The organism is Sulfitobacter sp. 1A13353, from assembly GCF_043557255.1.
GTDB classification, from domain to species: Bacteria; Pseudomonadota; Alphaproteobacteria; order Rhodobacterales; family Rhodobacteraceae; genus Sulfitobacter; species Sulfitobacter faviae.
Window position 1 is genome coordinate 42,757 of the sequence record NZ_JBIFFS010000007.1, and the last position, 23,493, is coordinate 66,249.

Here is a 23,493-nt window from a genome sequence, read left to right on the forward strand (position 1 = left end):
CTCAATCCGCTGTCAGCGTGACAGGCTGGCGCGTCTCAATCTGTTCGGGCGAAAAATCCACGCCAAAGAAAGGCCCGACATAGGCATAGCCTACGAGACCGATGAAGCCGACAATCAATAGAAATATCAAAAGCTTAAAAAGTTTACCCATGATTTATGCCTGCCCGGAATTCTGCTATTTTGCCAAACTATATATGGCCTTTTCGGCAAGATCACGTCATTCAGAGAAAAATGAGCGGAATTAAGCACAGCATGACCAATGGCGAAGAAACGCCGCCCCGCTACCGTCTGAACAAGACGGTGGCGCTGGTTGGCATGATGGGCGCGGGCAAGACGGCGGTGGGACGTGCGGTCTCGGCCAAACTGGGCGCGCCTTTTCTGGACAGCGATGCGGAGATCGAAGCAGCGGCCAATCTCAGCGTGCCCGAGATTTTTACCCGCGACGGCGAGCCGTTCTTTCGCAAACGCGAGACCGAGGTGATCGCGCGGCTTTTGGCCGAGGAACGCTGCATCCTGTCGACCGGCGGTGGCGCCTTTCTGGCCGAGGTGAACCGCGACAATATCGCAGCTTACGGTGTGGCGCTTTGGCTCGATGCGGATTTGGACCTGCTGTGGAACCGGGTGCGCTACAAAGACAGCCGTCCGCTGCTCCGCACGGCTGATCCCAAGGCCACGCTGGCCGCGCTTTATCGCGACCGGGTGCCGCTTTACCGGTTGGCGGATCTTTCGGTGCGCTGCGACCCGCGCCTGTCGATTGACGCCATGGCCAACCGGGTGATCGACAAGCTGCTGACAAGGCCCGATGTTTTGGAGAGATTGGATGCGTGAGACAGTTTCCGTCGCCCTGCCGGGGCGGGAGTATGACGTGGTTATCGGGGCGGGCTTGCTGGGGGATGCCGGCGCGCTGATCGCGCCGCTGCTGCGCCGCAAGCGGGTGGCCGTCATCACCGAAAGCCGCGTCGCCGCACTGCATCTGCAATCTCTGCGGGAGGGATTGGCCGCCGAGGGCATCGCGATGTCTGCGCTGGAACTCGCCCCCGGAGAGGGGACCAAGGATTGGGCCAATCTTCAACGCTGCGTGGACTGGCTGCTTGATGAGCAGGTGGAGCGCGGCGATATCGTTGTGGCCTTTGGTGGCGGGGTGATCGGTGATCTGGTGGGTTTCGCCGCCGCCGTGCTGCGGCGCGGGGTGCGTTTCGTGCAGATCCCCACCTCTCTTTTGGCGCAGGTCGACAGTTCGGTGGGCGGCAAGACCGGGATCAACGCGCGCCAAGGCAAGAACCTGATCGGGGCCTTCCACCAGCCCAGCCTCGTGTTGGCGGATACCGAGGTGTTGGGCACCATGCCCAAGCGGGATTTCCTTGCCGGTTATGGCGAGGTGGTGAAATACGGGCTGCTCGGCGATGCGGCGTTCTTTGATTGGCTGGAGGCGAAGGGCCCGGCCCTTGCGGCGGGCGATATGGCCGCCCGGATCGAAGCGGTGCGCCGGTCGGTTCAGATGAAAGCCGATATTGTGGAGCGCGACGAGACAGAGCAGGGCGACCGTGCGCTTTTGAACCTTGGCCATACATTCGGCCATGCGCTTGAGGCCGCGACGGGCTATTCCGACCGGCTGCTGCATGGCGAAGGGGTGGCGATTGGCTGTGCGCTGGCCTTTGAGCTTTCCGCGCGGCTGGGGCTTTGCCCGCAGGAAGACCCGAGCCGTCTGCGCGCCCATTTGGTGCAGATGGGCATGAAGACCGACCTGCGCGACATTCCCGGCGATCTGCCCGAGGCCGAGGAACTGCTGCGGCTGATGGGGCAAGACAAGAAGGTGGTCGATGGCCGTTTGCGCTTTGTTCTGGCACGCGGCATCGGGCAGGCCTTTGCGGGGGCCGAGGTGGAGAACGCCGAGGTGCTTGGGCTGCTGCGGGATGCGCTCGGCTGAAGCCCCAAGGCTACGGCTTCGCGTAAAGGGCCATCGCCTGCAGTTAAAATTCGGGCTAGGTAATTTTCGGATCAGTTGGCCTGAGAGGTGTCTCTGCGCGAGGCTGCTGTCTAGCCGAGGGCCATCGCCTACCCGGTGGGGCGGGCAGGCGATGGCCCGGCGCCTTCGGCTTGATTCCGGGCTGGGTGGTAATCTTGAGCCGTCGCTCAAGGCGGGCAGGGCGCTCCAGCGCCCCACCCAATAGTCTAAATCAGAACGGGATCTCATCATCGAGGTCACGGCTACCGCCGCCGCCACCGCCGCCCGAAGAGGACGGGCCGCTGTCATAGCCGTAGTCGTTGCCGCCACCGCCGCCACCACCGTAGCCGCCGCCACCACCGCCGCCGCCGGAGCCGCCGCCGGGACCGTCGAGCATGGTCAGCGTGCCGCCGAAGCCTTGCAGCACGACTTCGGTGCTATAGCGGTCTGCGCCCGATTGGTCCTGCCATTTGCGGGTCTGCAACTGGCCCTCGATATACACTTTGGAGCCCTTCTTGAGGTATTGCTCGGCCACGCGGACGAGCCCTTCTTGAAAGATCGCCACCGAATGCCATTCGGTCTTCTCGCGGCGCTCACCGGTGTTGCGGTCTTTCCATGTCTCCGAGGTGGCGATGCGCAGGTTGCACACTTTGCCGCCGTTCTGGAACGACCGCACCTCGGGGTCGCGCCCGAGGTTGCCGATAAGGATCACTTTGTTCACTGAGCCGGCCATCTTGCCCCCTCGTTTGTCATTGCTGTGTCATTGCGTCGGGCGCGAATCCGAGCGCGCCCAATTCGGCTGTTTATATCGTGCTTGTTCGCCGGATGACACCGGCTTTCCATCCCGCCGCCCATCGCCACGGCCCGCGAAATGGCCGGGATTTCGGGGGCTGGTAGAAGGGGCGTATTTAAGTATACTGCGCGCAATGCAACGGTAGGGGGCAGATATGCGAAAGACGGGACTTTTGGCCGGTCTGGCCGCGGTGGGTTTGACGGCAGCCGGGATGATCGCGATGGGGGCAGCGCCAGCGGCTGCCGATATGTTCGCCAGCAAGAACCGTGCGGGGCTGTTCGCTTCGCAGAAAAGCATCCTCGATAATCGGGCATCCAAACAATATTCCGCCTCCGTGCGGCTGCAACCGCCCAAGGTTGTCACCCCGACGAAATGGGACGTGCCGAAATACAACGGGTCTTACAAAGGGGCCTTTCTAACCCATGCCCGCGCCGCGGCCACGCGCCACGGCATCCCGGTCGATCTGTTTTTGCGGCTGGTGCAGCAGGAAAGCGGGTGGAACCCTAAGGCGCTGTCGCACAAGGGGGCGATGGGGCTGGCGCAGTTGATGCCGCAGACCGCGCGGGCGCTGCGTGTCGATCCCGCCGATCCGGTGCAAAACCTCGAAGGCGGGGCGCGTTACCTCAAGATGCAGTACCGCGCTTTCGGCAGTTGGGAGCTGGCGCTGGCCGCCTATAACGCGGGGCCGGGGGCGGTGAAGAAATACGGGGGCATCCCGCCCTACAAGGAAACCCGCAATTACGTTAAAGTGATCACGGGCAGTTAAGTCATTGATATTTATGGGGTGAGCGCTGCGCTTGGGCGTTTGTCCGCCTATTTGCACCCCCGTAAGCCCCTCTGGCATCGGCCCTCTTGGGAACCGCCGGGGCAATCGTGGTGTTCTCTGATCAGAAACTTTGCAGCGGGGCATTCTCGCCGCAGAGAGGAAAGATCAAAGGAGAACGACATGCTGACGAATATGAAAAACATCGCCCTTGCCGCTGGTGTAAGCGTTATCGCGCTGAGCGGCTCTGCCTTCGCCGATGACAAGATCATGGTCTCGAAAATCGACGTCGAATCCTCTGTCGCCGCCGCGGCTGACAGCAATGCCATGGATTTCTATCCTGATCTGGAAGAAGACCTGCGCGCCGAAGTGGCAGAGCGCGTGCCGATGAGCAGCGATGGCTCCGATCCGCAGATCAAGATCGACATCCGCAAAATCTCTCTGAACGGCGCGACCATGCTGCCCGACAGCAAGGAATTCAACGAGTTGGAAGGCGTTGTTGATATTACAAGCCCCACCGGCGACAACGCTGGCCTGAGCTTCCCGGTCATGATTTCGGCCTATAGCGGCGATGAGATCGCGCCCGAAGGCTATGTCAACGTGCAGCCGTCCGAAACTGAATTCTACGTGGCGCTCGTCTCGACCTTCGCGGATGTCGTGGCCGAAGGTTTGGCCAATGTGAACACTGCCGGTTCGCCCGTTGATCCCTAAATCCGGGTTTGATTTGGCCATGCTGGCCGGATCGTCATAACCTCAGGCCGTTCCCCCTTAGATAGCCTGAGGCATGAGGCGTGGTTCTTCGGAACCGCGCCTTTTTCATTCCGCCGCCGTGCCTGTCTCAATCACCGGCTCCATCTCGGCGAATTGCTGGGCCGAGAGGTGGCATTTGATCTGATGCCCTTCGGCCATGGTCACCATCGGCGGCACCTCGCGTTCGCACAGATCGCCGGGCACCTGCGACTTCCACCGGCAGCGCGTCTGGAAGGGGCAGCCCGGGGGCGGGTTCATCGCCGACGGCACGTCGCCTTCCAGCACGATGTGTTTCTTTTTCACCTTGGTATCGGCAATCGGCACCGCGCTCAGCAGCGCTTCGGTATAGGGGTGATAGGGCGGGGCGAAAACCTGATCGGTGTCGCCCAGTTCGACCACATGGCCCAGATACATCACCATCACCCGGTCCGAGAGATAGCGCACGATAGAAAGATCGTGGGAGATGAACAAAAGCGTCGTCTTCTGCTCGCGCTGGATTTCCATCAGCAGGTCGGTGACGGCGGCCTGCACGCTCACATCAAGGGCCGAGACCGGCTCATCCGCCACCACGATCCGCGCATCCCCGGCAAAGGCGCGGGCGATGCCGACGCGTTGCTTTTGCCCGCCCGACAGTTGGCGCGGCATCCGGCCTGCGAATTCGCGCGGCAGTTTCACCAGGTCGAGCAGTTCCAGCATGCGCTGGCGGCGCTCTTTCTCATTCTTGCCGATGCGAAAAATCTCCAAGGCGCGGATGATCTGCCGCCCCACGGTCATTGAGGGGTTGAGCGTGTCGAAGGGGTTTTGAAACACCATCTGCACATCGGCGACATTCTTGGTCGTGCGGTCATCAATCGGCACGCCGCCGATGTCCTGCCCGTCGAGGTAGATATGCCCCTCGGTCGCCGTCTCTAGCCCCATCAGCACCTTGGCGAATGTGGACTTGCCACAGCCCGACTCGCCCACGATGGCGAGGGTTTCACTTTCATGGGCCTCGAAGCTGAGGGTTTCATTGGCTTTGACTACTTTGGTATTGCCGCCGCCGAACATGGCATTGGCCGCGACTTGGTAGTATTTCTTGAGCTTGTCCATTTTGAGGACGACCTCACCGACATCGCTCTTTTCCTTGACCTCGGCCAGCTCCAAGGGCGCTTGCCAGTCGATCTCTTGAAACCGAATGCAGCGGGTCTCATGCCGGTCGTTGCCGGGCACGCTCTCCATCGGGATCGGCGCGGCGTCGCAGCGGCCGGGGACGAAATAGTCGCAGCGCGGGCCGAAGTTACAGCCCGGCGGGCGTTCATGGGGCAGGGGGAAATTGCCCGGGATGGCCTTCAGGGGCCGCGCGTTTTTATCCGCCCCCGGCAGCGGGATCGAACGGAACAGCGCCTGCGTATAGGGATGCTGCATCTCGTCAAAGACATCCTCGATCGAGCCTTTCTCGACCGCTTCGCCCGAGTACATCACGCAGATCCGGTCGCAGGTTTCCAGCACCAGTCCGAGGTTGTGCGAGATGAAGAGCATCGAGGTGCCGTATTTCTTGCCCAGATCCTTCACCAGTTCCACCACCGCCGCCTCGACGGTCACGTCGAGCGCGGTGGTCGGCTCATCGAGGATCAAGAGCGAGGGTTCGGACATCAGCGCCATGGCGATGACGATACGTTGCTGCTGGCCGCCCGAAAGCTGGTGCGGATAGGCCTTCAGGATGCGCTCGGGGTCCGGCAGCTTTACGTCCGTGACCACTTGCAAGGCGCGCGCGTAGGCTTCCTTTTCGGACATGCCGGCATGGATCATCGGCACTTCCATCAATTGTTTGCCGATCCGCATGGCGGGATTGAGGCTCGCCATCGGTTCTTGGTAGATCATCGCGATCTCGCTGCCGCGTATGTCGCGTAGCTCTTCTGTGCTCATCTCGCTCAGGTCGCGGCCTTTGAATTTGATGGAGCCGCCGACGATCCGGCCATTGCGACCCAGATCCTGCATCACGCCCAACGCCACGGTGGATTTGCCGCAGCCGCTTTCGCCCACCAGCCCCACGGCCTCTCCGGGTTGGACGTTGACCGAGAAATCCATCACGGCGGGAATCTCCCGCAGGCGGGTGAAGAAGGAGATCGACAGGTTGTTGATCTCAAGAATGGGACCGTCGTAATCAGTCTTTGGCATTTGGCTCTCCCGGTCGGGCGATCAAAAGGGGCCGGGAGGGCTGGCCCCCCGGAGGATGTTTCTTAGTCGCGCAGGGATTCTTCGCGCAGGCCATCGGCCAAGAGGTTCAGACCCAGCACGAGGCTCAGCAGCGCCAGCGCAGGCGCAATAGCAGCATGCGGGTAGAGCGACAGCAGGCGGCGGCCCGCGTTGATCGTGCTGCCCCAATCGGGGCTCTCGCTCTCCAGCCCGAGGCCGAAGAAGCCCAGCGTGCCCAGAAGGATCGTAGTATAACCGATGCGCAAGCAGAAATCGACGATCAGCGGCCCGCGCGCATTGGGCAGGATTTCCCACAGCATGATATACCACGGGCCTTCGCCACGGGTCTGGGCGGCGGCGACGTAGTCGCGGGTTTTGATGTCGAGTGCCAAGCCGCGCACGATGCGGAACACCGTGGGCGAGTTCACGAAGACCACCGAGACGAAGACCACCAGCACGCCGGGGTCGATGTCGAAGAGGTCGATCATGCTCGGCAGGCCCGGAATGCGGTAGCTGTCCGTCGCCACGATCGCCCCGTCGGTGGAGACCAGCGACAGGTAGAGCCAGCCGACCACCCCAAGCACCACGATCAGAAGCGGCGTGCGGAACGAAGGTTGCGTGTAGTAGCGCGCGTTCAACAGCACGGCGAGGAAGATCAGCGGGAAGATGAATAGGAACACCGCCATGTAGTTCGGGATGCCGGTCAGCACGATCTCGGGCGTGACCAGCAGGTAGAACAGCAGGATCACCGGGAAGGCGAGGATCAGGTTCGCCAGAAAGCTCAGCACCGTATCCAACCGCCCGCCATAGTATCCCGCAGGCAGGCCCAGCGTGATCCCCACCATAAAGGCAAAGAGCGTCGCCATCGGCGCGATCTGCACCACGACCCAAGACCCTTTGATCAGCCGAGAGAAGACATCGCGGGCAAGGTTGTCACCGCCCAAAAGGAACCAAGGGTATTCGCCTTCATCCGGGCTGCGCAGGGGCGTGCCGGGCAGTTTGTTTTTCATCCCCGAGGTCTGGCTGAGGCTGTCATGCGTCACCAACAGATCGAACAGCCCGCCGAAGATACCGGTGTAGACCCAGAACATGACGATGGCGAAACCGATCATGCCGACGGTGCTGTCAAACAGCTTGCCGTAAAGGCCGAGCCGCCGCTTGAAGTGGATGGAGAGCGCGAAGGTCAGGATCAGCGCGATCCACACGGGCAGCATCTGCTGCGACATGCCGCCGATGATGCCCGCCTGTGGCCCCATGAAGGCGCCTGCGATGATATAGATCAGCAGGACGAGGATCAGCAGCGCAAAGAGCAGGATCACCGCCCGGTTCACCCCGCCCGCCAGCCCGCCTTGCCGGGCGACGGTGCCGTCCGGGTTGATCTGACGTGCCTCACTGGCGGGAAAGAAGGAAACGACGATCTGCACCGCCACGGCCAAGGCCAGAAGCACCGCGAGACCGAGGAAGATGATATTGAGCCCCGCAAGCGACCCGGTCCATGTCAAAGGTTCCATGTCCAAGCTCCGTTAAGAAATGCGAATGCGCGGGTTGAGGAAAACATAGCCGATGTCCGAGATCAGCTGCGTCACGAGGACGACGATCACCGACACGACCGAGACCGCGAGCAGCAGTTCGATGTCGTTATTGGCCGCCGCCTGCACCAGCAGCCAGCCGAAGCCCTTGTAGTTAAACAGGGTCTCGACGATCACCACGCCGTTCAAGAGCCACGGGATTTGCAGCATGATGACGGTGAAGGGCGCAATGAGCGCGTTGCGCAGCGCGTGTTTCAGCACGATCTCTGAGAATTTCACGCCCTTAAGCCGCGCGGTGCGGATATATTGCGCGGTCATCACCTCGGTCATCGAGGCCCGCGTCATCCGCGCGATATAGCCCATGCCGTAGAGCGAGATGGTCAGCACCGGCAGGAAGAAGTTCCAGAAGTTCGCGTCTTTCATGGCGGAAGTGGCCGAGCCCAGAAACAGTGTCTTGCTGTCGATCCAGCCCCAGTCGGCCAACAGCGGCGACAGGCCAAAGCGCGAGGAGGCCAGCACCGCGATGAAGATCACGCCCGAGACATATTCAGGCGTTGCCGTGGTGGCGATGGAGAAGGTGGAGAGCGAGCGGTCGAGCTTGGAGCCTTCGCGCATCCCCGCCAGCACGCCGACGATCAGCGCCGAGGGGACCATCAGCACCAGCACCCAGAACATCAGCTTGGCGGTGAGTGCCAGACGGGTGAGCACCGTCTCGCCCACGGGTTCTTTGAAGACGGTCGAGAAACCCCAATCGCCTTGCAGGATGCCGCAGCGGGTGGGGCGCTCTTCCACCGGGGTGCCGGGGGCGAAACAGCGGCCAAAGGTTTCCTCGGGCGTGTCGCCTTCGGTGACCCAGCCGGGTAGCACGCCCAGCCATTCGCCGAACTTGTCGACCGTGGGCTGCAAATAGCCGCGGTCTTCGAGGTAGCTGGCCACGGCCTCGTCCGACATGCGGAAGTTGCCTTGTGTCTTGGCGAGTTTTTCGAGGTTCGGATAGAGATTGGTCAGCCAGAAAACGATGAACGTCAGGCAGAGCGCCGTCAGCAACATCACACCCAGCCGGCGCAAAATGAATAGTCCCATGTGGTCCCCTGTAGCAGGGTCGGGCGGTGACTTGGCCCGACGATGCGGCCTTTTGGCCTTTTTAATTCGTGCGGCGCCTTGGGGGCGCCGGTTCTGTGCGTGGCAGGTTTTTCTGCCTTGTGGCGCTGGGGTGCCGAAGACCTTTTGGCGGTCTTTCTGGCGGCCTGCGCTTGTTCATTGCCCCGCCCCTGTGCGGAGCGGTTCAGCCATGAGGCACGGAAATCACCCGCGCGTCAACATTCGGCTGAGGAGTTTGGATGAGTTTTTGCGACATCCTGAGGGTCTGAAAACGACATTTCGGCCCGGCTCTCAGCGCAGTTTGCTGGGGGGCAGGCCGCTGTGCTGTTGCATGAAACGGGTGAAATAGGCGGCAGAGCCGAAGCCCAAAGTGGCGGCGATCTCGGCAGCTGTGTGATTGGTCTCGGCCAACAGGCGACGGGCGGCATGGCAACTGCGCTCGGTCAGAAGGTCAGCGGCGGATTTGCCGGTAGCTGCCTTCACGGCGCGGGTCAGATGGGTTGGGGTCACGCCAAGAGCTGCGGCGTGTTCGGCCATGCTGGTGCCCTTGGGGGCGCCTTGCGTGACCAAGGCGCAGAAGCGCGCGCTGAGCCTGTCGCCTGCCTTGGGCCGGGGGGCGGTATGCGCCTCTGCCATGATCTGGCGGCGCAGCCAGACCGACATCAGCGCCACCTGCGCTTTGAGCGCATCTTGGTGCAGGGGGCGGGCCTGTTGGACCTCCCGTTGGATCTGTTCGATGAGGGTTGCGATCTCCGATTGCGCGGCCCCGTCGCGGATCCGCAATTGGCGCGGGGTCTCGGGCAGGCTTTCGTCACTGTCTTTGGGGATCAGCACCGCATGGCCCAGACATTGATAGCCCAGCTCCAGCGCGAAGAGCGACCGCGCCGGTATCCAAAGCGCGTTATGCGGGCTGATGCCGCGGCGTTGGCCATCGAGCAGCAGCCGCCCTTGGCCCCGGGTGATCCAGATCAAAAGATGGTGGTCGCAGTCGTGCGCGAGGGTCAGCCGCCAGTCTTGCCCCGCCGAAAGCTGGGCCAAGGTCTGGGTCTGAATCTCTGTCACGGGCACGGGGCGCTTTCGTTGAGAAATGGAAACCTTACAAGGGTAATCTTCAACGTCAGGCTAGCGGAGGGTTGGGATAACGCAAGAAATTCCGCCCGCTCGGCGGCTATTCCGGCGTCACCCGCTGCCAATCTGCCATCTTACTGCGCATCCAAGTGCGCTGCCGCTTGGCGAAACGTCGGGTGGCGACGACGGCGGCCTCGCGGGCGCGGTGCAGCGGCCAGTCGCCGTCGAGGTGGCGGATCAGTTCCGGCACGCCGATGGCGCGATGGGCGGGCAGGGATGGGTCATAGCGCGGGCGAAGGGCGGCGACCTCTTCCAAGGCGCCTTGCTCGAGCATCAGGTCAAAGCGCTGCGCGATGCGGGCGTTCAGCCAATCCCGCTCGACATCGAAGACGATCGGCAGACAATCCGCCAGCGGCAAAAGCGGTGCGCCGGTGTCGCGCTGCCAGTCCGACAGGCCGCGCCCAGTGGCCTGCCACACTTCCCAAGCGCGCTGCACCCGCGCGCGGTTGCGTTGGTCGATGCCTGCGGCGGTCTCGGCATCCAGCCCGGCCAACAGGTCTTCGAGTGCCATCTCGTCGCCTTGGGCGCGTACCTCTACCGGGGTGGCCGGAATCTCGGCCAGCCCCTGCGTCAGGGCAGAGAAGTAGAGCCCGGTGCCCCCGGTGATGATCACCCGCTGGTCGCCGCCCAACAGCGGGGCCACCTCGCGCAGCCAATGGCCGGTGGAATAGGGCGCGTCTTCGGCCAGATGACCATAAAGCAGATGCGGCGCGCGGGCCTCTTCCTCGGGCGAGGGGCGGGCGCTGATGATGCGCAAGGGGGCGTAGACCTGACTGGCATCGGCATTGACGATGACACCGCCCTGCGCCTCGGCAATGGCGAGGGCAAGGGCGGATTTGCCACTGGCGGTCGGCCCGGCGATCAACACCGGCCGTTCGGGCGGCAAACCCTGCAACAGGGCGTCCATCTGGGCCTTGGGAATATCCGGCATTTCTTTGCGTCTTCCTTACGTCCCGCATTGAACCTTGGGCGTATTTGCGACATTTTGGCGCGAAATGAAAACCCTTCACCGCCGCAAGGCTTAAATCTCCCCCGGTTGGTGAAATAGTAAGGTGTGCCCGATGTCCCAAGACACCCCCCAAGTCTCCTTTAACCGCGTGATGCTAAAGATTTCCGGGGAGGCGCTGATGGGTGACCTCGGCTATGGTCTGCATCCGCCAACCGTCGAACGCATCGCCCGTGAGGTGCAATCGGTGCACAGTCTGGGCGTCGAGATCTGCATGGTGATCGGCGGCGGCAACATCTTCCGCGGCCTGCAAGGCTCGGCGCAGGGGATGGAGCGGACCACGGCGGATTACATGGGGATGCTCGCCACCGTGATGAACGCGCTGGCGATGCAATCGGCGCTCGAAGGCTTGGGCATCCACACCCGCGTGATCAGCGCCATCACCATGAACGAAGTGGCCGAGCCCTATATCCGCCGCCGCGCCGTGCGCCACCTTGAGAAGAAGCGGGTCTGCATTTTTGCCGCGGGCACCGGCAACCCCTATTTCACCACCGACACCGCCGCGACCCTGCGCGCCAATGAGATGTCCTGCGAGGCGATCTTCAAGGGCACCAAAGTCGACGGTGTTTATGACAAGGACCCGGCCAAGTTCGACGATGCGAAACGCTATGATCTGGTGAGCTATGACGACGTGCTGCAAAAGCGGCTCGGCGTGATGGACGCCTCTGCCATCGCGCTGGCGCGGGACAACAACCTGCCGATCATCGTCTTCTCGCTGGATGAGCCGGGCGGCTTCCAAGGCATCTTGGCGGGGCAGGGCACCTATACCCGCGTCGGGTAACTCCGCCCGCATTCCAAGGCATCGCCCCACGGCGGGGCGATTGACCTGATGCCGCCCGCGTCTCTCACAACAGGGGCGCGGGGCGCGTATGGTGGCGCAACAATGGGCAGTTGTGAAAGCGCCGCGCCACCGTTAGAAAGCCGTAACGCAAGGAAACAACAAGCAGGCTCGCCATGTCAGACGAATTTATGCTCGATACCGATGATCTTGAACGGCGGATGAACGGCGCGATTGCGTCGCTTCGGACCGAGTTCGCATCGCTGCGCACGGGGCGTGGCTCGGCCTCCATGCTGGAGCCGGTGATGGTCGAGGCTTACGGCCAGATGACCCCGGTGAACCAAGTCGGCACCGTCAACGTGCCAGAGCCGCGCATGGTCACGATCAACGTCTGGGACAAGGGTCTCGTTGGCAAGGTTGAGAAGGCCATCCGCGAAAGCGGACTGGGCATCAACCCGCAGCTGAACGGCACCATCATCATGCTGCCGATCCCCGAGCTGAACGAAGAGCGCCGCACCCAGTTGACCAAGGTCGCGGGCCAATACGCCGAACACGCGCGCGTCTCGATCCGCAACATCCGCCGCGACGGGATGGACCAGATCAAGAAGGCCAAGAACGACGGCGCCATGTCAGAGGACGACCAGAAAATCTGGGAAGGCGAAGTGCAGGATCTGACCAACCGTTTCATTACGCTCATTGATGAACAGCTTGAGACGAAACAGGCCGAAATCATGCAAGTCTGACCCCGCCAAGACGCAGGGAAACAGAACTTGAAAGAAAAAGGTCGAGACATGAGCACCGCCGAAATTCAGCCCCAAACGATACCCGGCGGGCCACGCCATGTGGCGATCATCATGGACGGCAATGGCCGTTGGGCCACCCAACGCGGGCGGCCCCGGCTTTTTGGGCATCACGCCGGCGCCAAACGCGTGCGCGAGATCGTCGAATGCTGCCCCGATGTGGGGGTGGAGTATCTGACGATCTTTGCCTTCTCGACCGAGAATTGGAAGCGCACGCAGGTCGAAGTGGCGGGGCTTATGTCCCTGTTTCGGCGCTATATTTCCAAGGAAATGCGCAGCCTTAGCGACTATGGCGCGCGGGTGCGGTTCATTGGGGATCGCGACCGGCTGGATGACAAGCTGATCAAACTCATGGGAGAGCTTGAGGCCCATACCGCCCATAACACCCGCATCAATCTAACCATCGCGCTCAATTATGGCGGCCGCGATGAGGTGGCCCGCGCCACGCACCGCTTGGCCCAAGATGTCGCCAGCGGCAAACTTGACCCCGATAGCGTGGACGAAGAGACCCTGCCGCGCTACCTCGATACCCATGTGCTGCCCGACCCCGATCTGGTGATCCGCACCAGCGGCGAGGCGCGGATTTCGAACTTTCTGCTGTGGCAGTCGGCCTATGCGGAATATGAGTTCATCGACACGCTGTGGCCGGATTTCACCCGCGAGGAATTCGCCCGGCTCTGCGCCGCCTATGGCGGGCGTGACAGGCGGTTCGGTGCGGTCAAGACCTGAGGAGAGCTGCGATGAAATCACCTGAACAATGGTCCGACCTACGCGCCCGTATGCTATCGGCCAGCGCGATGATCCTGATCGGTCTTTTGGGCATCTGGTTGGGCGGCACCGTCTTTCATCTGCTGGTGGCGCTGATCTGCGGCATGATGGTCTGGGAATTGGTCGGCATGCTGCGCGGGCAGGGGCAGGCGGCGGCTTGGCAATTGGGGCTGGTGACCGCGGCGGCGGTGCTGGCCTCGGTCTATCTGCCGGTGGGCTTTGGCCTGCCGCTTTTGCTGGCCCCGGCGCTGGCGGGCTTTGCACTATTGAGCGCCAATCGCACGCTTTACATGAGTTTTACCGCGCTAATCCTGCTGGCGGGCTTTGGTCTGATCCAGCTGCGCGATGACATGGGTTTTGGCTGGTTGATGTGGCTGGTGCTGGTGGTCGTGGTGACCGATGTGGTGGGCTATTTCGCAGGCCGCGCCATCGGAGGGCCCAAATTCTGGCCCAAGGTCAGCCCCAAAAAAACATGGTCCGGCACCGCCTCGGGCTGGGTTGGGGCGGCTGTTGTCGGGCTGATTTTCTCGTTCAACACCGGCTTTGGCCTGCAACTTGTCGGCATCTCGGTGGCCCTGTCGATGGCCTCTCAGATGGGCGATATGGCGGAGTCGGGCATGAAGCGAAAGATGGGGGTCAAAGACAGCTCCGCGCTGATCCCCGGCCATGGCGGTCTGTTGGACCGTTTTGACGGGATGCTGGGCGCTGCCGTCTTCTTGCTGATCGTCGGGCCGCTGATCGGTTTCCCGCCGGGTGTGAACTGACCCGCTATGCCGCGCAAGATTTCGATACTGGGGGCGACCGGCTCTATAGGTCAGAACACGATTGACCTGATCCGCCGCGCGCCCGACGCCTATGAGGTCGTGGCCCTTACCGGCGCGGGCAATATCGCGCAATTGGCCAAGGATGCCATTGCGCTGAAGGCCGATGTGGCCGTCACCGCCCGCGAAGACCTGCTGGACGATCTGCGCGACGCGCTCAGTGGCAGCGGTGTCGAAGCCGCAGCGGGGGCCGAGGCGATCACCGAGGCCGCATCGCGCCCGGCGGATTGGACCATGTCGGCGATCATCGGGGCGGCGGGGCTGGCACCGGGGCTGGCGGCGCTGCGCCAAGGTGGCACGCTGGCACTGGCCAACAAGGAATCGTTGGTCTGCGCCGGGGCGCTGATCATGGGAGAGGCCGCGCGCCACGGCGCGACGATCCTGCCCGTCGACAGTGAACATTCCGCCGTATTTCAGGCGCTGGTCGGCGAAGACATGGCCGCCGTTGAGCGTGTCATCATCACCGCCAGCGGCGGCGCGTTTCGCGATTGGCCGCTCGAAGACCTTGCCCATGCGACGCTCGACCAAGCCTCAAGCCATCCCAATTGGGACATGGGGCAGCGCATCACCATCGACTCGGCGTCGATGTTTAACAAGGCGATGGAAGTCATTGAGACGCGTGAGTTTTTCGGCGTCTCCCCCGAGGCGATTGAGGTGCTGGTGCATCCGCAGTCGATGATCCATGCGCTGGTGGGCTTTTGCGACGGGGGGCTGATGGCCCATGTCGGCCCCGCGGATATGCGCCATGCCATCGGCTACGCGCTGCACCACCCCGCGCGCGGGCATCTCCCGGTCGAGCGGTTGGACCTGACCAAGATTGGACGTTTCGATTTCACCGCCCCCGATGACGCCCGCTGGCCCGCGCTGCGGCTGGCGCGGGACGTCATGGCAGCGGGCGGTCTGATGGGCGCGGTCTTTAACGCGGCCAAGGAAGTGGCGCTTGACGGTTTCATCGACGGACGGCTGCGCTTCACGCAGATGGCCGAGATCGTCGAAGAGGTGCTGGAGCGCCGCGCCGAAGAGGCCGCGCAGGGCCGCGACGACATGACACTTGAACTGGTGGCGCAGGCGGACCAACTCGCACGCAAGGCGGCAGAGGCCGCAATTCAGAAAAGGGCAGGGTAGTACGTTGGACATCATGGGGTTTTTGCCGGAGTTCGGCGGGCTGATCTGGACGATACTGGCCTTTGTCGTGGCGCTGTCGGTGATCGTGGCGATCCACGAATACGGGCACTACATCGTGGGCCGTTGGACCGGGATCAAGGCGGATGTCTTCAGCCTCGGTTTCGGCCCGGTGCTGTTCTCGCGCGTCGACAAACGCGGCACGCGGTGGCAGTTCGCGCTGCTGCCCTTTGGCGGCTATGTGAAATTCGCAGGCGACTCCAACGCGGCCTCCGGCAAGGATGAGACCGCGATGGAAGCGCTTGCCGACGACCCCGAGGCGCTGCGCCACACGATGCACGGCGCGCCGCTCTATGCCCGCGCGTTGACCGTGGCGGCGGGGCCGGTGTTCAACTTTGCCCTGTCGATCCTCATCTTCTTTGCCGTTGCGATGACCGCCGGAACCGCTCGTGATCCGCTCACCGTCGGGGAATTGCGGGCGTTGCCCAATGACGCCTATGAGTTGGCTCCGGGCGATATTCTGCGCGCGGTCGAAGGCACCCCGGTGCCCTCGCTCTCTGCCGGGGAACGCTATGGCGATTTCCTGACCAATCTGCCGCAGGAAGCGGTGCTGAGCTATGACGTCACCCGCGATGGCGAAGAGCTAACCGTGCCTGGCCCCTATCTTATGCCGCCGCTGGTCAGCAACGTCGCCCCGCAATCGGCGGCGCAAGAAGCCGGTCTGCGCAGCGGCGATGTGATCACCGCGGTGAATGGGCAAGAGATCGTGGCCTTTGGGGAATTGAAAGAGGTGGTCGAAGCCTCCGAAGGGGCACCGCAGGAGTTGACCGTCTGGCGCGATGGCGAGAGCTTGCCTTTCACTCTTGTCCCCAAAGCCACGGATGAGCCGCAGCCCGATGGCAGTTTCAAACAAAACCTGCGCATCGGCATCGTCGGCGGCATGGCCTTCGTGCCTGCGACCGACACCCCCGGCGTGGGTGAGGCGCTCGGCACCGGTTTGGACAACACTTGGCGCATCATCACCGGGTCGATCTCGGGCCTGCGTGAGATGATCGTCGGCAATATCAGCACCTGCAACCTCAGCGGCCCGGTGGGCATCGCCCAGACCTCGGGCGCGATGGCGAGCCAAGGGGCGCAGTCCTTCATCTATTTCATCGCGGTGCTGAGCACGGCGGTCGGTCTGCTGAACCTCTTCCCGATCCCGGCTTTGGACGGCGGGCATCTGGTGTTCTACGCCTATGAGGCGGTGACCGGCAAACCGCCCAGCGATGGCGCGCTGCGCTTTTTGATGAGCATCGGCATCGTCTTGGTGCTGACCCTGATGCTCTTTGCGCTCGGCAACGATCTGTTCTGCCCGTAAGCGGCGCAACGATAGCGAAAGACAGCCCTGCCTTGCCCTTCGGGCAGGGCGCAATGCCTTCAAATGGCCACAATTGAACAAAATCGTGCCGCAATCTCTGGCTATGGTTCCCCTTCATCGAGAAGGAACCGAAAATGCACGTCTTGCAAGGAACATACCGCGGCCTGAGCCTGCTTTTGGACCTGAACTGGGACCGTGCGTTCTTTGGCGCGGCCATCGCGGCGGCGCTCTTCGCAGGGGCCTTTGTCGCCTCTCTCTGACCGCTGCGAGCTCCCGGATCGGGCAGTTTCACACGATCTTGTCCCATCATGTCATTCCGGCCCAACTTGCCGCATGATATGGTATATTTTTCCCGCCGTTGCTTTTGACAAACCCCGTTAACCTGCGTAGTCAGGTTGACAACAATGTCGTAAAAAAACGGGTCGGTGTAATGGGACTGAGGAACGAGGGCAGAATGCCCGTCGAATGGGCGCAGCGCAGCAATGTCGGCAAGACCCTTCGGGGGGCATCGCTTTGTGTCATGTTGTCCGTCGCGTGGCTCGTGCCCGGCAGCCAAGCGCAGGCGCAGCAATATCAGTTCAACACGGTCGTCATCGACGGCAATGAGCGGATTGGCGATAGCGCCATCCTGCGCCGCGCGGGCATCGGGCGCGGGCAGGCGGTGACGGGCGGTCAGTTGAACGACGCCTACCAGAACCTGCAAAACTCGGGTCTGTTCGAATCCGTCTCGCTTGAGCCGCAGGGCGGCACGCTGGTGATCACGGTGGTCGAACTGCCGACGCTGAACCGCGTCAGCTTTGAGGGCAACCGCCGCATCAAGGATGAGATGCTGGCCGAACTCATCGGCTCGACCGAGCGGCGGGTGTTCAACCCCAGCCAAGCCGAGCAAGACGCCGCCGCCATTGCGGAGGCTTATAGCAACGAGGGGCGCCTGTCGGCCCGCGTGCAGCCGCGCATCATCCGCCGCGACCAGAACCGCGTCGATCTGGTGTTCGAGATTTTCGAAGGCGACAATGTCGAGATCGAGCGTCTGAGCTTTGTCGGCAACCGCGTCTATTCCGACCGTCGCCTGCGCCGCGTTCTGGGCACCAAACAGGCCGGTCTGTTCCGCCGTTTGGTCAAGCGCGACACCTATGTCGAAGGCCGCGTCGAGGCCGACAAACAGTTGCTGCGGGATTTCTACCTGTCGCGCGGCTATGTCGACATGCGCACCGAGGCGGTGAATGCCGAGTTGACCGAAGAGCGTGATGGCGTCTTTGTGGCCTATAACATCACCGAGGGGCAGCAGTTCCGTTTCGGCGAGGTGAAGCTGGAATCCGAAGTGCCCGGCCTGAATGCGGCGGCCTATCGCGACCTGCTCAAGATCCGCCCCGGCGTGATCTATTCCCCGACCCTGATCGAGAATGACATCGCCCGGATCGAGCGCCAAGCGATCCGTGATGGTGTCGATTTCCTGCGCGTCGAGCCGGTGATCGACCGCAACGACCGCGATCTGTCGCTTAACGTGACCTACAAACTCTCCCGTGGGGAGCGTATCTTTGTTGAGCGGATCGACATCGAAGGCAACACCACCACGCTCGACCGTGTGATCCGGCGCGAGTTCGACAGCGTGGAGGGTGACCCCTTCAACCCACGCGAAATCCGCCAAGCGGCGGAACGCATCCGCGCGTTGCAGTATTTCGAGACGGCAGAGGTCAACGCCCGCCAAGGCTCCAGCCCAGAGCAGGTCGTGATCGACGTGGATGTGGAGGAACAACCCACAGGCTCGCTGAACTTCGGCGGCTCCTTCTCTAACAATGACGGTTTCGGTGTGGCGGTCAGCTTCCAAGAGGAAAACTTCCTCGGGCGTGGTCAGCGGTTGAACCTGTCGATCTCCACTGCCGAGGATGCGACGCGCTATGGCGTGACCTTCGTCGAGCCGCGCTTCCTTGGGCGTGACGTGGCGCTTGGTCTCAAGCTGGATTACGCGGAGACCAATTCCTCCTACACCAGTTATGACACCGAACGGCTGGTCTTCCAGCCCAGTCTGACCTTCCCTGTCAGCGAGAATGGCCGTCTGTCGACGCGCTATACCCTTGAAGGGATCGAGATGCTGGAGCGGGACGACGAGGACAACAGCGCCACCATTGCGAATGAAATCGCCGAAGGCGCGCTCTTCTCCTCCTCCGTTGGCTATACCTATACCTACGACACCCGCCGCAGCGGGCTGGATCCGACACAGGGCGTTCTGTTCGAGTTCGGACAGGACTTTGCCGGGCTGGGCGGGGACAACGAATATATCAAGACCACGGCCAAAATCGCGGGCGAAAAGCGCATCTTTAACGAGGAAGTCACCCTGCGTGCCACGCTCGAAGGCGGTGCGCTGTCTTGGAACAGCGGCACCAACCGCGCGGTGGACCGCTTCATCCTTGGCCCATCCATCATGCGCGGCTTTGAGCCGGGCGGCATCGGGCCGCGCGACCAGAGCAACGGGGTAGACGACGCGCTTGGCGGTAACCTTTTTGCCGTGGCCCGTTTCGAGGCGGAGTTCCCGCTGGGTCTGCCTGAGGAATATGGCATCACCGGCGGCGTCTTCTATGACGTGGGCAATCTGTGGGACCTGAGCGATGTGGACACCTCCGGTGGCACCATCGTCGGCGAGAGCGGTTCGTTCCGTCATGTGATCGGCTTCTCGGTCTTCTGGGACACGCCGCTTGGCCCGCTTCAGTTCAACGTCTCCGACGCGCTGAAGAAAGAGAGCTTTGACAAAGAGCAAAGCTTTGAGGTCACCCTGCGGACCACGTTCTAAGCCCATGCGCCGCGCCATCATCCCCTTGGTGATGATGCTGGCCGGGGCCGCCCCCGGCCTTGCGCAGCAGGGGCCCTTGGCAGAGCCTCAGACAAACACGCCCGCCCCGGCGCGGGGCGGCGTGATCAGCCCGGTGCTGACCATCGATTCCGAACGCCTGTTCCGCGACAGTGCCTTTGGCCAGCGCGTCAGCCGCGAGATCGAAGCCCAGAGCGAGGAGCTTGCCGCCGAGAACCGCGAGATCGAAGCGGCGCTTGAGGCGGAGGAACGCGAACTCACCGAAAAACGCTCTCAGCTGAAACCGGCGCAGTTCCGGCTTTTGGCCGATGCCTTTGACGAAAAGGTGCAGCGTACAAGGGCAGAGCAGGCGGCAAAGAACCGGGCGTTGAGCGAGGCGCTGGACCTTGAGCGCGAGCGGTTTCTGGCCGCTGCGGCCCCGGTGCTTGAGCAGTTGATGCGCAATTCCGACGCGGCGGTCATTCTGGAGCGGCGTCGGGTCTTTGTCTCGTCCTCCGCGATTGAGGTCACGGATGAGGCGATTGCGCTTTTGGACGAGACGATCGGCAGCGGGCTGACGGACGCCGAGTAAGCGCCGCAGCTGCCGGGATGCTTGCCCCCAGCCGCCCGAATTGGTAGCCCTTCAGCAACCTTCTGAGACAAAGGACAGTCCATGACCGAAGAGCTGCTGCGCGCCGATATCCAAATGATCCAGCGCATCCTGCCGCACCGCTATCCCTTCTTGCTGGTCGACAAGGTCGAAGAGATCGCGGGCACCCAGAGTGCTGTCGGCTACAAGAACGTCACCATGAACGAGCCGCATTTTCAGGGCCATTTCCCCGGCACGCCAATCATGCCGGGCGTCACCATCGTCGAGGCGATGGCCCAGACCGCGGGCGTGATGGTGGGCACGGCCCTTGGCATGCAGGACCGCGACATGCTGATCTATTTCATGTCCATCGACAAATGTAAGTTCCGCCGGAAGGTTGGCCCCGGTGATGTGCTGCGGATGGACCTCAAGACCCTGCGCGGCAAGCCGGGTGCGAAGATCTGGAAGTTCGGCGGCGTGGCCACTGTTGAGGGCGAAATGGCCGCCGAGGCCGAGTTCATGGCGATGTTGGATCTCCCGCAGGACGCGGCATGAGCAATATCCACCCGAGTGCCGTGATCGAAGAGGGCGCGCAGATTGACCCTTCGGCGCGCGTCGGGCCTTTCTGCGTGGTCGGGCCCGAAGTCGTGCTGAAGGCGGATGTGGAATTGAAATCCCATGTCGTCGTCACCGGCCGGACCGAGGTCGGCGCGGGCACGGTGATCTTCTCTTTCGCGGTGATCGGTGAGATTCCGCAGGATCTGAAGTTCAAGGGCGAAGCCAGCCGTCTGGTCATCGGGGAGCGGAACCGTATCCGCGAACATGTCACCATGAACTGCGGCACCGAAGGTGGCGGCGGGGTGACCCGCGTGGGGGATGACGGGCTCTTCATGGCCGGCTGTCACATCGCCCATGACGCTGTTGTTGGCAATCGCGTGATCGTGGTGAACAACGCCGCCGTCGCCGGGCATTGCGTGCTTGAAGATGACGTCATCATCGGCGGGCTGTCGGGCATTCACCAATGGGTACGGATCGGGCAAGGCGCGATCGTCGGCGCGGTGACCATGGTGACGAATGACGTGATCCCCTACGGCCTTGTACAAGCGCCGCGCGGTGATCTCGACGGGCTGAACCTCGTTGGCCTGAAACGCGCGGGCGTGGCGCGCAGCGACATCACGGCGCTCAGGGCCGCGTTCCAGATGCTGGCGCAGGGCGAGGGGACATTCTCGGACCGGGCGCGGCGTTTGGGGGACGAGACGCAAAGCGATTACGTCCGCCAGATCGTCGATTTCGTCATGGCCGACACGGGCCGCCATTTCCTGACGCCGAAATGAGCCTTGCGCTGATCGCCGGGCGCGGCGGCCTGCCCGCGCGGGTGGCGGCGGCGCAGGACGTGCCGCCTTTGGTCTGCGCCTATGAGGGCTGCGCGCCCGATGGGCTGAAGGCCGATTTGACCTTCCGGTTGGAGACTTTGGGCAGCCTGCTTGCGCATCTTCTGGGTCTTGGCATCCGCGAGGTTTGCCTCTGCGGTGCGATTGACCGGCCTACGCTCGATCCTGCCAAGCTCGACATGCGCACGGCGCCCTTGGTGCCGCAGTTCAAAGCCGCCCTTGCGGCGGGCGACAATGGCGCGCTTGAGGTGATCAAGACGATTTTCGAAGATCACGGCCTGCGGGTGGTTGGGGCCGATGAACTGGTCCCGGACCTGCTGGCCGACAGCGGTGTGCTGTCCCGCGAGCGGCCCGACGATCAGATACGCCGGGATGCGGCGCGCGGCACGGCGGTGCTGGACGGGTTGGCCAGCTTGGACATCGGGCAGGCCTGTGTGATCGGGCGCGAACAGGTCTATGGGGTCGAGACCATTGGGGGCACGGATCACCTGCTCGCGACCCTGCCAGAAGCGGTACAGGGCGCGCGCGCAGTGCTCTGCAAAGGCCCGAAAACTGGCCAAATCCGTGAGATCGACCTGCCCACCATCGGCCCCGACACGCTGCGCGCCGCCCATGCGGCGGGGCTGGCGGGCGTGGTGGTCAAGGCGGGCGGCGTGATGTTGCTGGAGCGTGACGCCTGCGTGGCGCTGGCCGATGAACTAGGATTGGTGCTTTGGGTCCGAGAGGGGGACGCGGGATGAAGGTGTTCATTCTGGCAGGCGAGCCTTCGGGCGACCGGTTGGGCGGCGCGCTCATGGCCGGGTTGAAAGAACTCTGCCCCGAGGTGACATTCGACGGCATCGGCGGGCCGCAGATGATGGCTGAGGGGCTGGAAAGCCGGTTCAATATGGACGAGCTCAGCGTTATGGGGCTGGCCGAGATCCTGCCCAAATACCGCGCCCTGATGGCCCGGATCAACGAGACGGCGCAGGCGGTGGTCGAGTTGAGGCCGGATGTGCTCATAACCATCGACAGTCCCGATTTTTCGCTTCGCGTGGCGCGCAAGGTGAAAGAGAAATCCGACATCAGAACAGTGCATTACGTGGCCCCGACCGTCTGGGCATGGCGCCCCGGCAGGGCCGAGAAAATGGCCCGTTCCGTCGATCACGTCCTCGCCCTGTTCCCCTTCGAGCCTCCCTATATGGAAGCGGCGGGCATGGCTTGTGATTTCGTCGGCCACCCGGTGGTGGCCGAGCCCGTGGCCGATGACGCCGCCGCCGCGTCGTTCCGCGCCGAACACCGTCTCGCCGATGCGCCCTTGTTGCTTGCCTTGCCCGGTTCGCGCCGGGGGGAGGTCTCGCGGCTGGCCCCGGTGTTCCAGCAGGTCGTCGCGCGCTTGGTCGAGGCCGAGCCGTCCTTGCGCGTCGTCGTCCCTGCGGCGGCCCCCGTGGCGGCCTTGGTCAAACAGGTCACGCGCAACTGGGCGGGCAGCCCGCTGGTGCTGGACCCGCGCGACCAAAGTGCCGAGGCTTTCACCGCCAGCAAACGCGCCGCCTTCCGCGCGGCGGATGTGGCGCTTGCGGCCTCGGGCACCGTGTCGCTGGAGCTTGCCGCGGTGAACACGCCGATGGTCATCGCTTATGACATGAATTGGATCAGCCGCCAGATCATCGGGCGGATGCTGCGGGTGGATACGGTGACGCTGGTTAACCTTGTCTCGGAAACCCGCGTGGTGCCCGAATTCATCGGCGCGAACTGCCGCCCCGGTCCGATCGCCGAAGGCGTCTTGCAAGTGCTGCGCGCGCCCGGCGCCCAGAAGGACGCCATGGCGCTGACGATGCAGCGTCTGGGGCAGGGGGGTGAGGCACCCGGCCTGCGAGCCGCGCGGGCGGTGCTGGCGCGACTTTAAG

The 23,493-nt window shown here is 63.0% G+C and carries 24 protein-coding genes; 17 read left to right on the plus strand and 7 right to left on the minus strand.

The features are described from left to right. Window position 1 precedes the first annotated feature (1 nt). A complete protein-coding gene (locus tag ACGYLO_RS16225; protein WP_007120408.1) occupies window positions 2-151 on the minus strand; it encodes a hypothetical protein in 150 nt (49 codons plus the stop codon). A gap of 80 nt (window positions 152-231) precedes the next feature. Here ACGYLO_RS16225 and ACGYLO_RS16230 point away from each other — a divergent pair, with 80 nt between their 5' ends. Continuing rightward, entirely contained in the window at window positions 232-828 is a 597-nt protein-coding gene (locus ACGYLO_RS16230; RefSeq protein ID WP_271687472.1) for a shikimate kinase, read from the plus strand. Further along, window positions 821-1,927: a 3-dehydroquinate synthase gene (aroB, locus tag ACGYLO_RS16235; RefSeq protein WP_271687471.1), complete on the plus strand. Its 1,107-nt coding sequence runs from the start codon at window positions 821-823 to the stop codon at window positions 1,925-1,927. The genes ACGYLO_RS16230 and aroB overlap by 8 nt, the downstream gene beginning before the upstream one ends. Window positions 1,928-2,177: 250 nt before the next feature. On the opposite strand, the gene ACGYLO_RS16240 is transcribed toward aroB, so the two are convergent. After that, window positions 2,178-2,678, minus strand: a complete 501-nt coding sequence (locus tag ACGYLO_RS16240; RefSeq protein ID WP_271687469.1) for a single-stranded DNA-binding protein — start codon at window positions 2,676-2,678, stop codon at window positions 2,178-2,180. Between the two features lie 280 nt (window positions 2,679-2,958). On the opposite strand from ACGYLO_RS16240, the gene ACGYLO_RS16245 reads away from it, so the two are divergent. Both ACGYLO_RS16245 and ACGYLO_RS16250 read left to right on the plus strand, forming a co-directional pair. Continuing rightward, on the plus strand, window positions 2,959-3,504 hold the full coding sequence (locus ACGYLO_RS16245; RefSeq protein ID WP_271689979.1) for a lytic transglycosylase domain-containing protein: 546 nt from the start codon (window positions 2,959-2,961) through the stop codon (window positions 3,502-3,504). A gap of 180 nt (window positions 3,505-3,684) precedes the next feature. Continuing rightward, window positions 3,685-4,212 carry a hypothetical protein gene (locus ACGYLO_RS16250; protein ID WP_209218906.1) on the plus strand — a complete coding sequence of 176 codons (528 nt, stop codon included), beginning with the start codon at window positions 3,685-3,687 and terminating at the stop codon, window positions 4,210-4,212. A 105-nt stretch (window positions 4,213-4,317) separates the two neighbouring features. Here ACGYLO_RS16250 and ACGYLO_RS16255 read toward each other — a convergent pair whose 3' ends face one another. The 5 genes from ACGYLO_RS16255 to miaA form a co-directional block, all read right to left on the minus strand. Then, window positions 4,318-6,408, minus strand: a complete 2,091-nt coding sequence (locus ACGYLO_RS16255; RefSeq protein WP_271687467.1) for an ABC transporter ATP-binding protein — start codon at window positions 6,406-6,408, stop codon at window positions 4,318-4,320. Window positions 6,409-6,470: 62 nt separating this feature from the next. Then, on the minus strand, window positions 6,471-7,937 hold the full coding sequence (locus ACGYLO_RS16260) for an ABC transporter permease (RefSeq protein WP_271687466.1): 1,467 nt from the start codon (window positions 7,935-7,937) through the stop codon (window positions 6,471-6,473). A gap of 12 nt (window positions 7,938-7,949) precedes the next feature. Further along, a complete protein-coding gene (locus ACGYLO_RS16265) occupies window positions 7,950-9,038 on the minus strand; it encodes an ABC transporter permease (RefSeq protein ID WP_271687465.1) in 1,089 nt (362 codons plus the stop codon). A 309-nt stretch (window positions 9,039-9,347) separates the two neighbouring features. Beyond that, window positions 9,348-10,118, minus strand: coding sequence for an AraC family transcriptional regulator (locus ACGYLO_RS16270; protein ID WP_271687464.1), 771 nt, complete (start codon window positions 10,116-10,118; stop codon window positions 9,348-9,350). Between the two features lie 106 nt (window positions 10,119-10,224). After that, complete coding sequence (gene miaA, locus ACGYLO_RS16275) at window positions 10,225-11,115, minus strand: tRNA (adenosine(37)-N6)-dimethylallyltransferase MiaA (protein WP_271687462.1); 891 nt, start codon at window positions 11,113-11,115, stop codon at window positions 10,225-10,227. A 130-nt stretch (window positions 11,116-11,245) separates the two neighbouring features. Here miaA and pyrH point away from each other — a divergent pair, with 130 nt between their 5' ends. The 13 genes from pyrH to lpxB all read left to right on the plus strand — a co-directional run bounded on the left by pyrH (window position 11,246) and on the right by lpxB (window position 23,492). Then, on the plus strand, window positions 11,246-11,971 hold the full coding sequence (gene pyrH / locus ACGYLO_RS16280) for a UMP kinase (RefSeq protein WP_067261559.1): 726 nt from the start codon (window positions 11,246-11,248) through the stop codon (window positions 11,969-11,971). Between the two features lie 173 nt (window positions 11,972-12,144). Beyond that, window positions 12,145-12,711 carry a ribosome recycling factor gene (frr, locus tag ACGYLO_RS16285; protein WP_067261561.1) on the plus strand — a complete coding sequence of 189 codons (567 nt, stop codon included), beginning with the start codon at window positions 12,145-12,147 and terminating at the stop codon, window positions 12,709-12,711. A gap of 48 nt (window positions 12,712-12,759) precedes the next feature. After that, the gene (gene uppS, locus ACGYLO_RS16290) at window positions 12,760-13,497 is read left to right on the plus strand and encodes a polyprenyl diphosphate synthase (protein WP_067261562.1); all 738 of its coding nucleotides are present in this window, start codon (window positions 12,760-12,762) and stop codon (window positions 13,495-13,497) included. 11 nt (window positions 13,498-13,508) lie between these two features. Further along, complete coding sequence (locus ACGYLO_RS16295; protein ID WP_067261564.1) at window positions 13,509-14,300, plus strand: phosphatidate cytidylyltransferase; 792 nt, start codon at window positions 13,509-13,511, stop codon at window positions 14,298-14,300. 6 nt (window positions 14,301-14,306) lie between these two features. Continuing rightward, a complete protein-coding gene (gene dxr / locus ACGYLO_RS16300; protein ID WP_271687461.1) occupies window positions 14,307-15,482 on the plus strand; it encodes a 1-deoxy-D-xylulose-5-phosphate reductoisomerase in 1,176 nt (391 codons plus the stop codon). Window positions 15,483-15,495: 13 nt separating this feature from the next. Further along, complete coding sequence (rseP, locus tag ACGYLO_RS16305) at window positions 15,496-16,839, plus strand: RIP metalloprotease RseP (protein ID WP_394374208.1); 1,344 nt, start codon at window positions 15,496-15,498, stop codon at window positions 16,837-16,839. A 134-nt stretch (window positions 16,840-16,973) separates the two neighbouring features. Beyond that, window positions 16,974-17,099, plus strand: a complete 126-nt coding sequence (locus ACGYLO_RS16310; RefSeq protein ID WP_271687458.1) for a hypothetical protein — start codon at window positions 16,974-16,976, stop codon at window positions 17,097-17,099. A gap of 194 nt (window positions 17,100-17,293) precedes the next feature. Further along, window positions 17,294-19,627, plus strand: a complete 2,334-nt coding sequence (gene bamA / locus ACGYLO_RS16315; RefSeq protein ID WP_271687457.1) for an outer membrane protein assembly factor BamA — start codon at window positions 17,294-17,296, stop codon at window positions 19,625-19,627. A gap of 4 nt (window positions 19,628-19,631) precedes the next feature. Then, window positions 19,632-20,216 (plus strand): OmpH family outer membrane protein, encoded by a 585-nt coding sequence (locus ACGYLO_RS16320; protein ID WP_271687456.1) that lies wholly within the window; start codon window positions 19,632-19,634, stop codon window positions 20,214-20,216. Window positions 20,217-20,297: 81 nt separating this feature from the next. After that, window positions 20,298-20,768: a 3-hydroxyacyl-ACP dehydratase FabZ gene (gene fabZ / locus ACGYLO_RS16325; RefSeq protein ID WP_271687454.1), complete on the plus strand. Its 471-nt coding sequence runs from the start codon at window positions 20,298-20,300 to the stop codon at window positions 20,766-20,768. After that, on the plus strand, window positions 20,765-21,547 hold the full coding sequence (gene lpxA, locus ACGYLO_RS16330) for an acyl-ACP--UDP-N-acetylglucosamine O-acyltransferase (RefSeq protein WP_271687453.1): 783 nt from the start codon (window positions 20,765-20,767) through the stop codon (window positions 21,545-21,547). The genes fabZ and lpxA overlap by 4 nt, the downstream gene beginning before the upstream one ends. Next, complete coding sequence (locus ACGYLO_RS16335; protein WP_271687452.1) at window positions 21,544-22,344, plus strand: LpxI family protein; 801 nt, start codon at window positions 21,544-21,546, stop codon at window positions 22,342-22,344. Before lpxA ends, ACGYLO_RS16335 begins: the two co-directional genes overlap by 4 nt. After that, window positions 22,341-23,492: a lipid-A-disaccharide synthase gene (gene lpxB / locus ACGYLO_RS16340; protein ID WP_271687451.1), complete on the plus strand. Its 1,152-nt coding sequence runs from the start codon at window positions 22,341-22,343 to the stop codon at window positions 23,490-23,492. Before ACGYLO_RS16335 ends, lpxB begins: the two co-directional genes overlap by 4 nt. Window position 23,493 lies beyond the last annotated feature (1 nt).

Bases quoted from the DNA above. Each gene is read 5' to 3' on its own strand.
- fabZ (WP_271687454.1), top strand. From the start codon at position 20,298: ATGACCGAAGAGCTGCTGCGCGCCGATATCCAAATGATCCAGCGCATC.
- rseP (WP_394374208.1), top strand. From the start codon at position 15,496: ATGGGGTTTTTGCCGGAGTTCGGCGGGCTGATCTGGACGATACTGGCC.
- ACGYLO_RS16255 (WP_271687467.1), bottom strand. From the start codon at position 6,408: ATGCCAAAGACTGATTACGACGGTCCCATTCTTGAGATCAACAACCTG.
- ACGYLO_RS16265 (WP_271687465.1), bottom strand. From the start codon at position 9,038: ATGGGACTATTCATTTTGCGCCGGCTGGGTGTGATGTTGCTGACGGCG.
- ACGYLO_RS16320 (WP_271687456.1), top strand. From the start codon at position 19,632: ATGCGCCGCGCCATCATCCCCTTGGTGATGATGCTGGCCGGGGCCGCC.
- ACGYLO_RS16245 (WP_271689979.1), top strand. From the start codon at position 2,959: ATGGGGGCAGCGCCAGCGGCTGCCGATATGTTCGCCAGCAAGAACCGT.
- bamA (WP_271687457.1), top strand. From the start codon at position 17,294: ATGCCCGTCGAATGGGCGCAGCGCAGCAATGTCGGCAAGACCCTTCGG.
- ACGYLO_RS16230 (WP_271687472.1), top strand. From the start codon at position 232: ATGAGCGGAATTAAGCACAGCATGACCAATGGCGAAGAAACGCCGCCC.
- pyrH (WP_067261559.1), top strand. From the start codon at position 11,246: ATGTCCCAAGACACCCCCCAAGTCTCCTTTAACCGCGTGATGCTAAAG.
- ACGYLO_RS16250 (WP_209218906.1), top strand. From the start codon at position 3,685: ATGCTGACGAATATGAAAAACATCGCCCTTGCCGCTGGTGTAAGCGTT.
- dxr (WP_271687461.1), top strand. From the start codon at position 14,307: ATGCCGCGCAAGATTTCGATACTGGGGGCGACCGGCTCTATAGGTCAG.
- ACGYLO_RS16260 (WP_271687466.1), bottom strand. From the start codon at position 7,937: ATGGAACCTTTGACATGGACCGGGTCGCTTGCGGGGCTCAATATCATC.
- ACGYLO_RS16310 (WP_271687458.1), top strand. From the start codon at position 16,974: ATGCACGTCTTGCAAGGAACATACCGCGGCCTGAGCCTGCTTTTGGAC.
- ACGYLO_RS16335 (WP_271687452.1), top strand. From the start codon at position 21,544: ATGAGCCTTGCGCTGATCGCCGGGCGCGGCGGCCTGCCCGCGCGGGTG.
- aroB (WP_271687471.1), top strand. From the start codon at position 821: ATGCGTGAGACAGTTTCCGTCGCCCTGCCGGGGCGGGAGTATGACGTG.
- ACGYLO_RS16295 (WP_067261564.1), top strand. From the start codon at position 13,509: ATGAAATCACCTGAACAATGGTCCGACCTACGCGCCCGTATGCTATCG.
- ACGYLO_RS16240 (WP_271687469.1), bottom strand. From the start codon at position 2,678: ATGGCCGGCTCAGTGAACAAAGTGATCCTTATCGGCAACCTCGGGCGC.
- lpxB (WP_271687451.1), top strand. From the start codon at position 22,341: ATGAAGGTGTTCATTCTGGCAGGCGAGCCTTCGGGCGACCGGTTGGGC.
- lpxA (WP_271687453.1), top strand. From the start codon at position 20,765: ATGAGCAATATCCACCCGAGTGCCGTGATCGAAGAGGGCGCGCAGATT.
- miaA (WP_271687462.1), bottom strand. From the start codon at position 11,115: ATGCCGGATATTCCCAAGGCCCAGATGGACGCCCTGTTGCAGGGTTTG.
- frr (WP_067261561.1), top strand. From the start codon at position 12,145: ATGTCAGACGAATTTATGCTCGATACCGATGATCTTGAACGGCGGATG.
- uppS (WP_067261562.1), top strand. From the start codon at position 12,760: ATGAGCACCGCCGAAATTCAGCCCCAAACGATACCCGGCGGGCCACGC.
- ACGYLO_RS16225 (WP_007120408.1), bottom strand. From the start codon at position 151: ATGGGTAAACTTTTTAAGCTTTTGATATTTCTATTGATTGTCGGCTTC.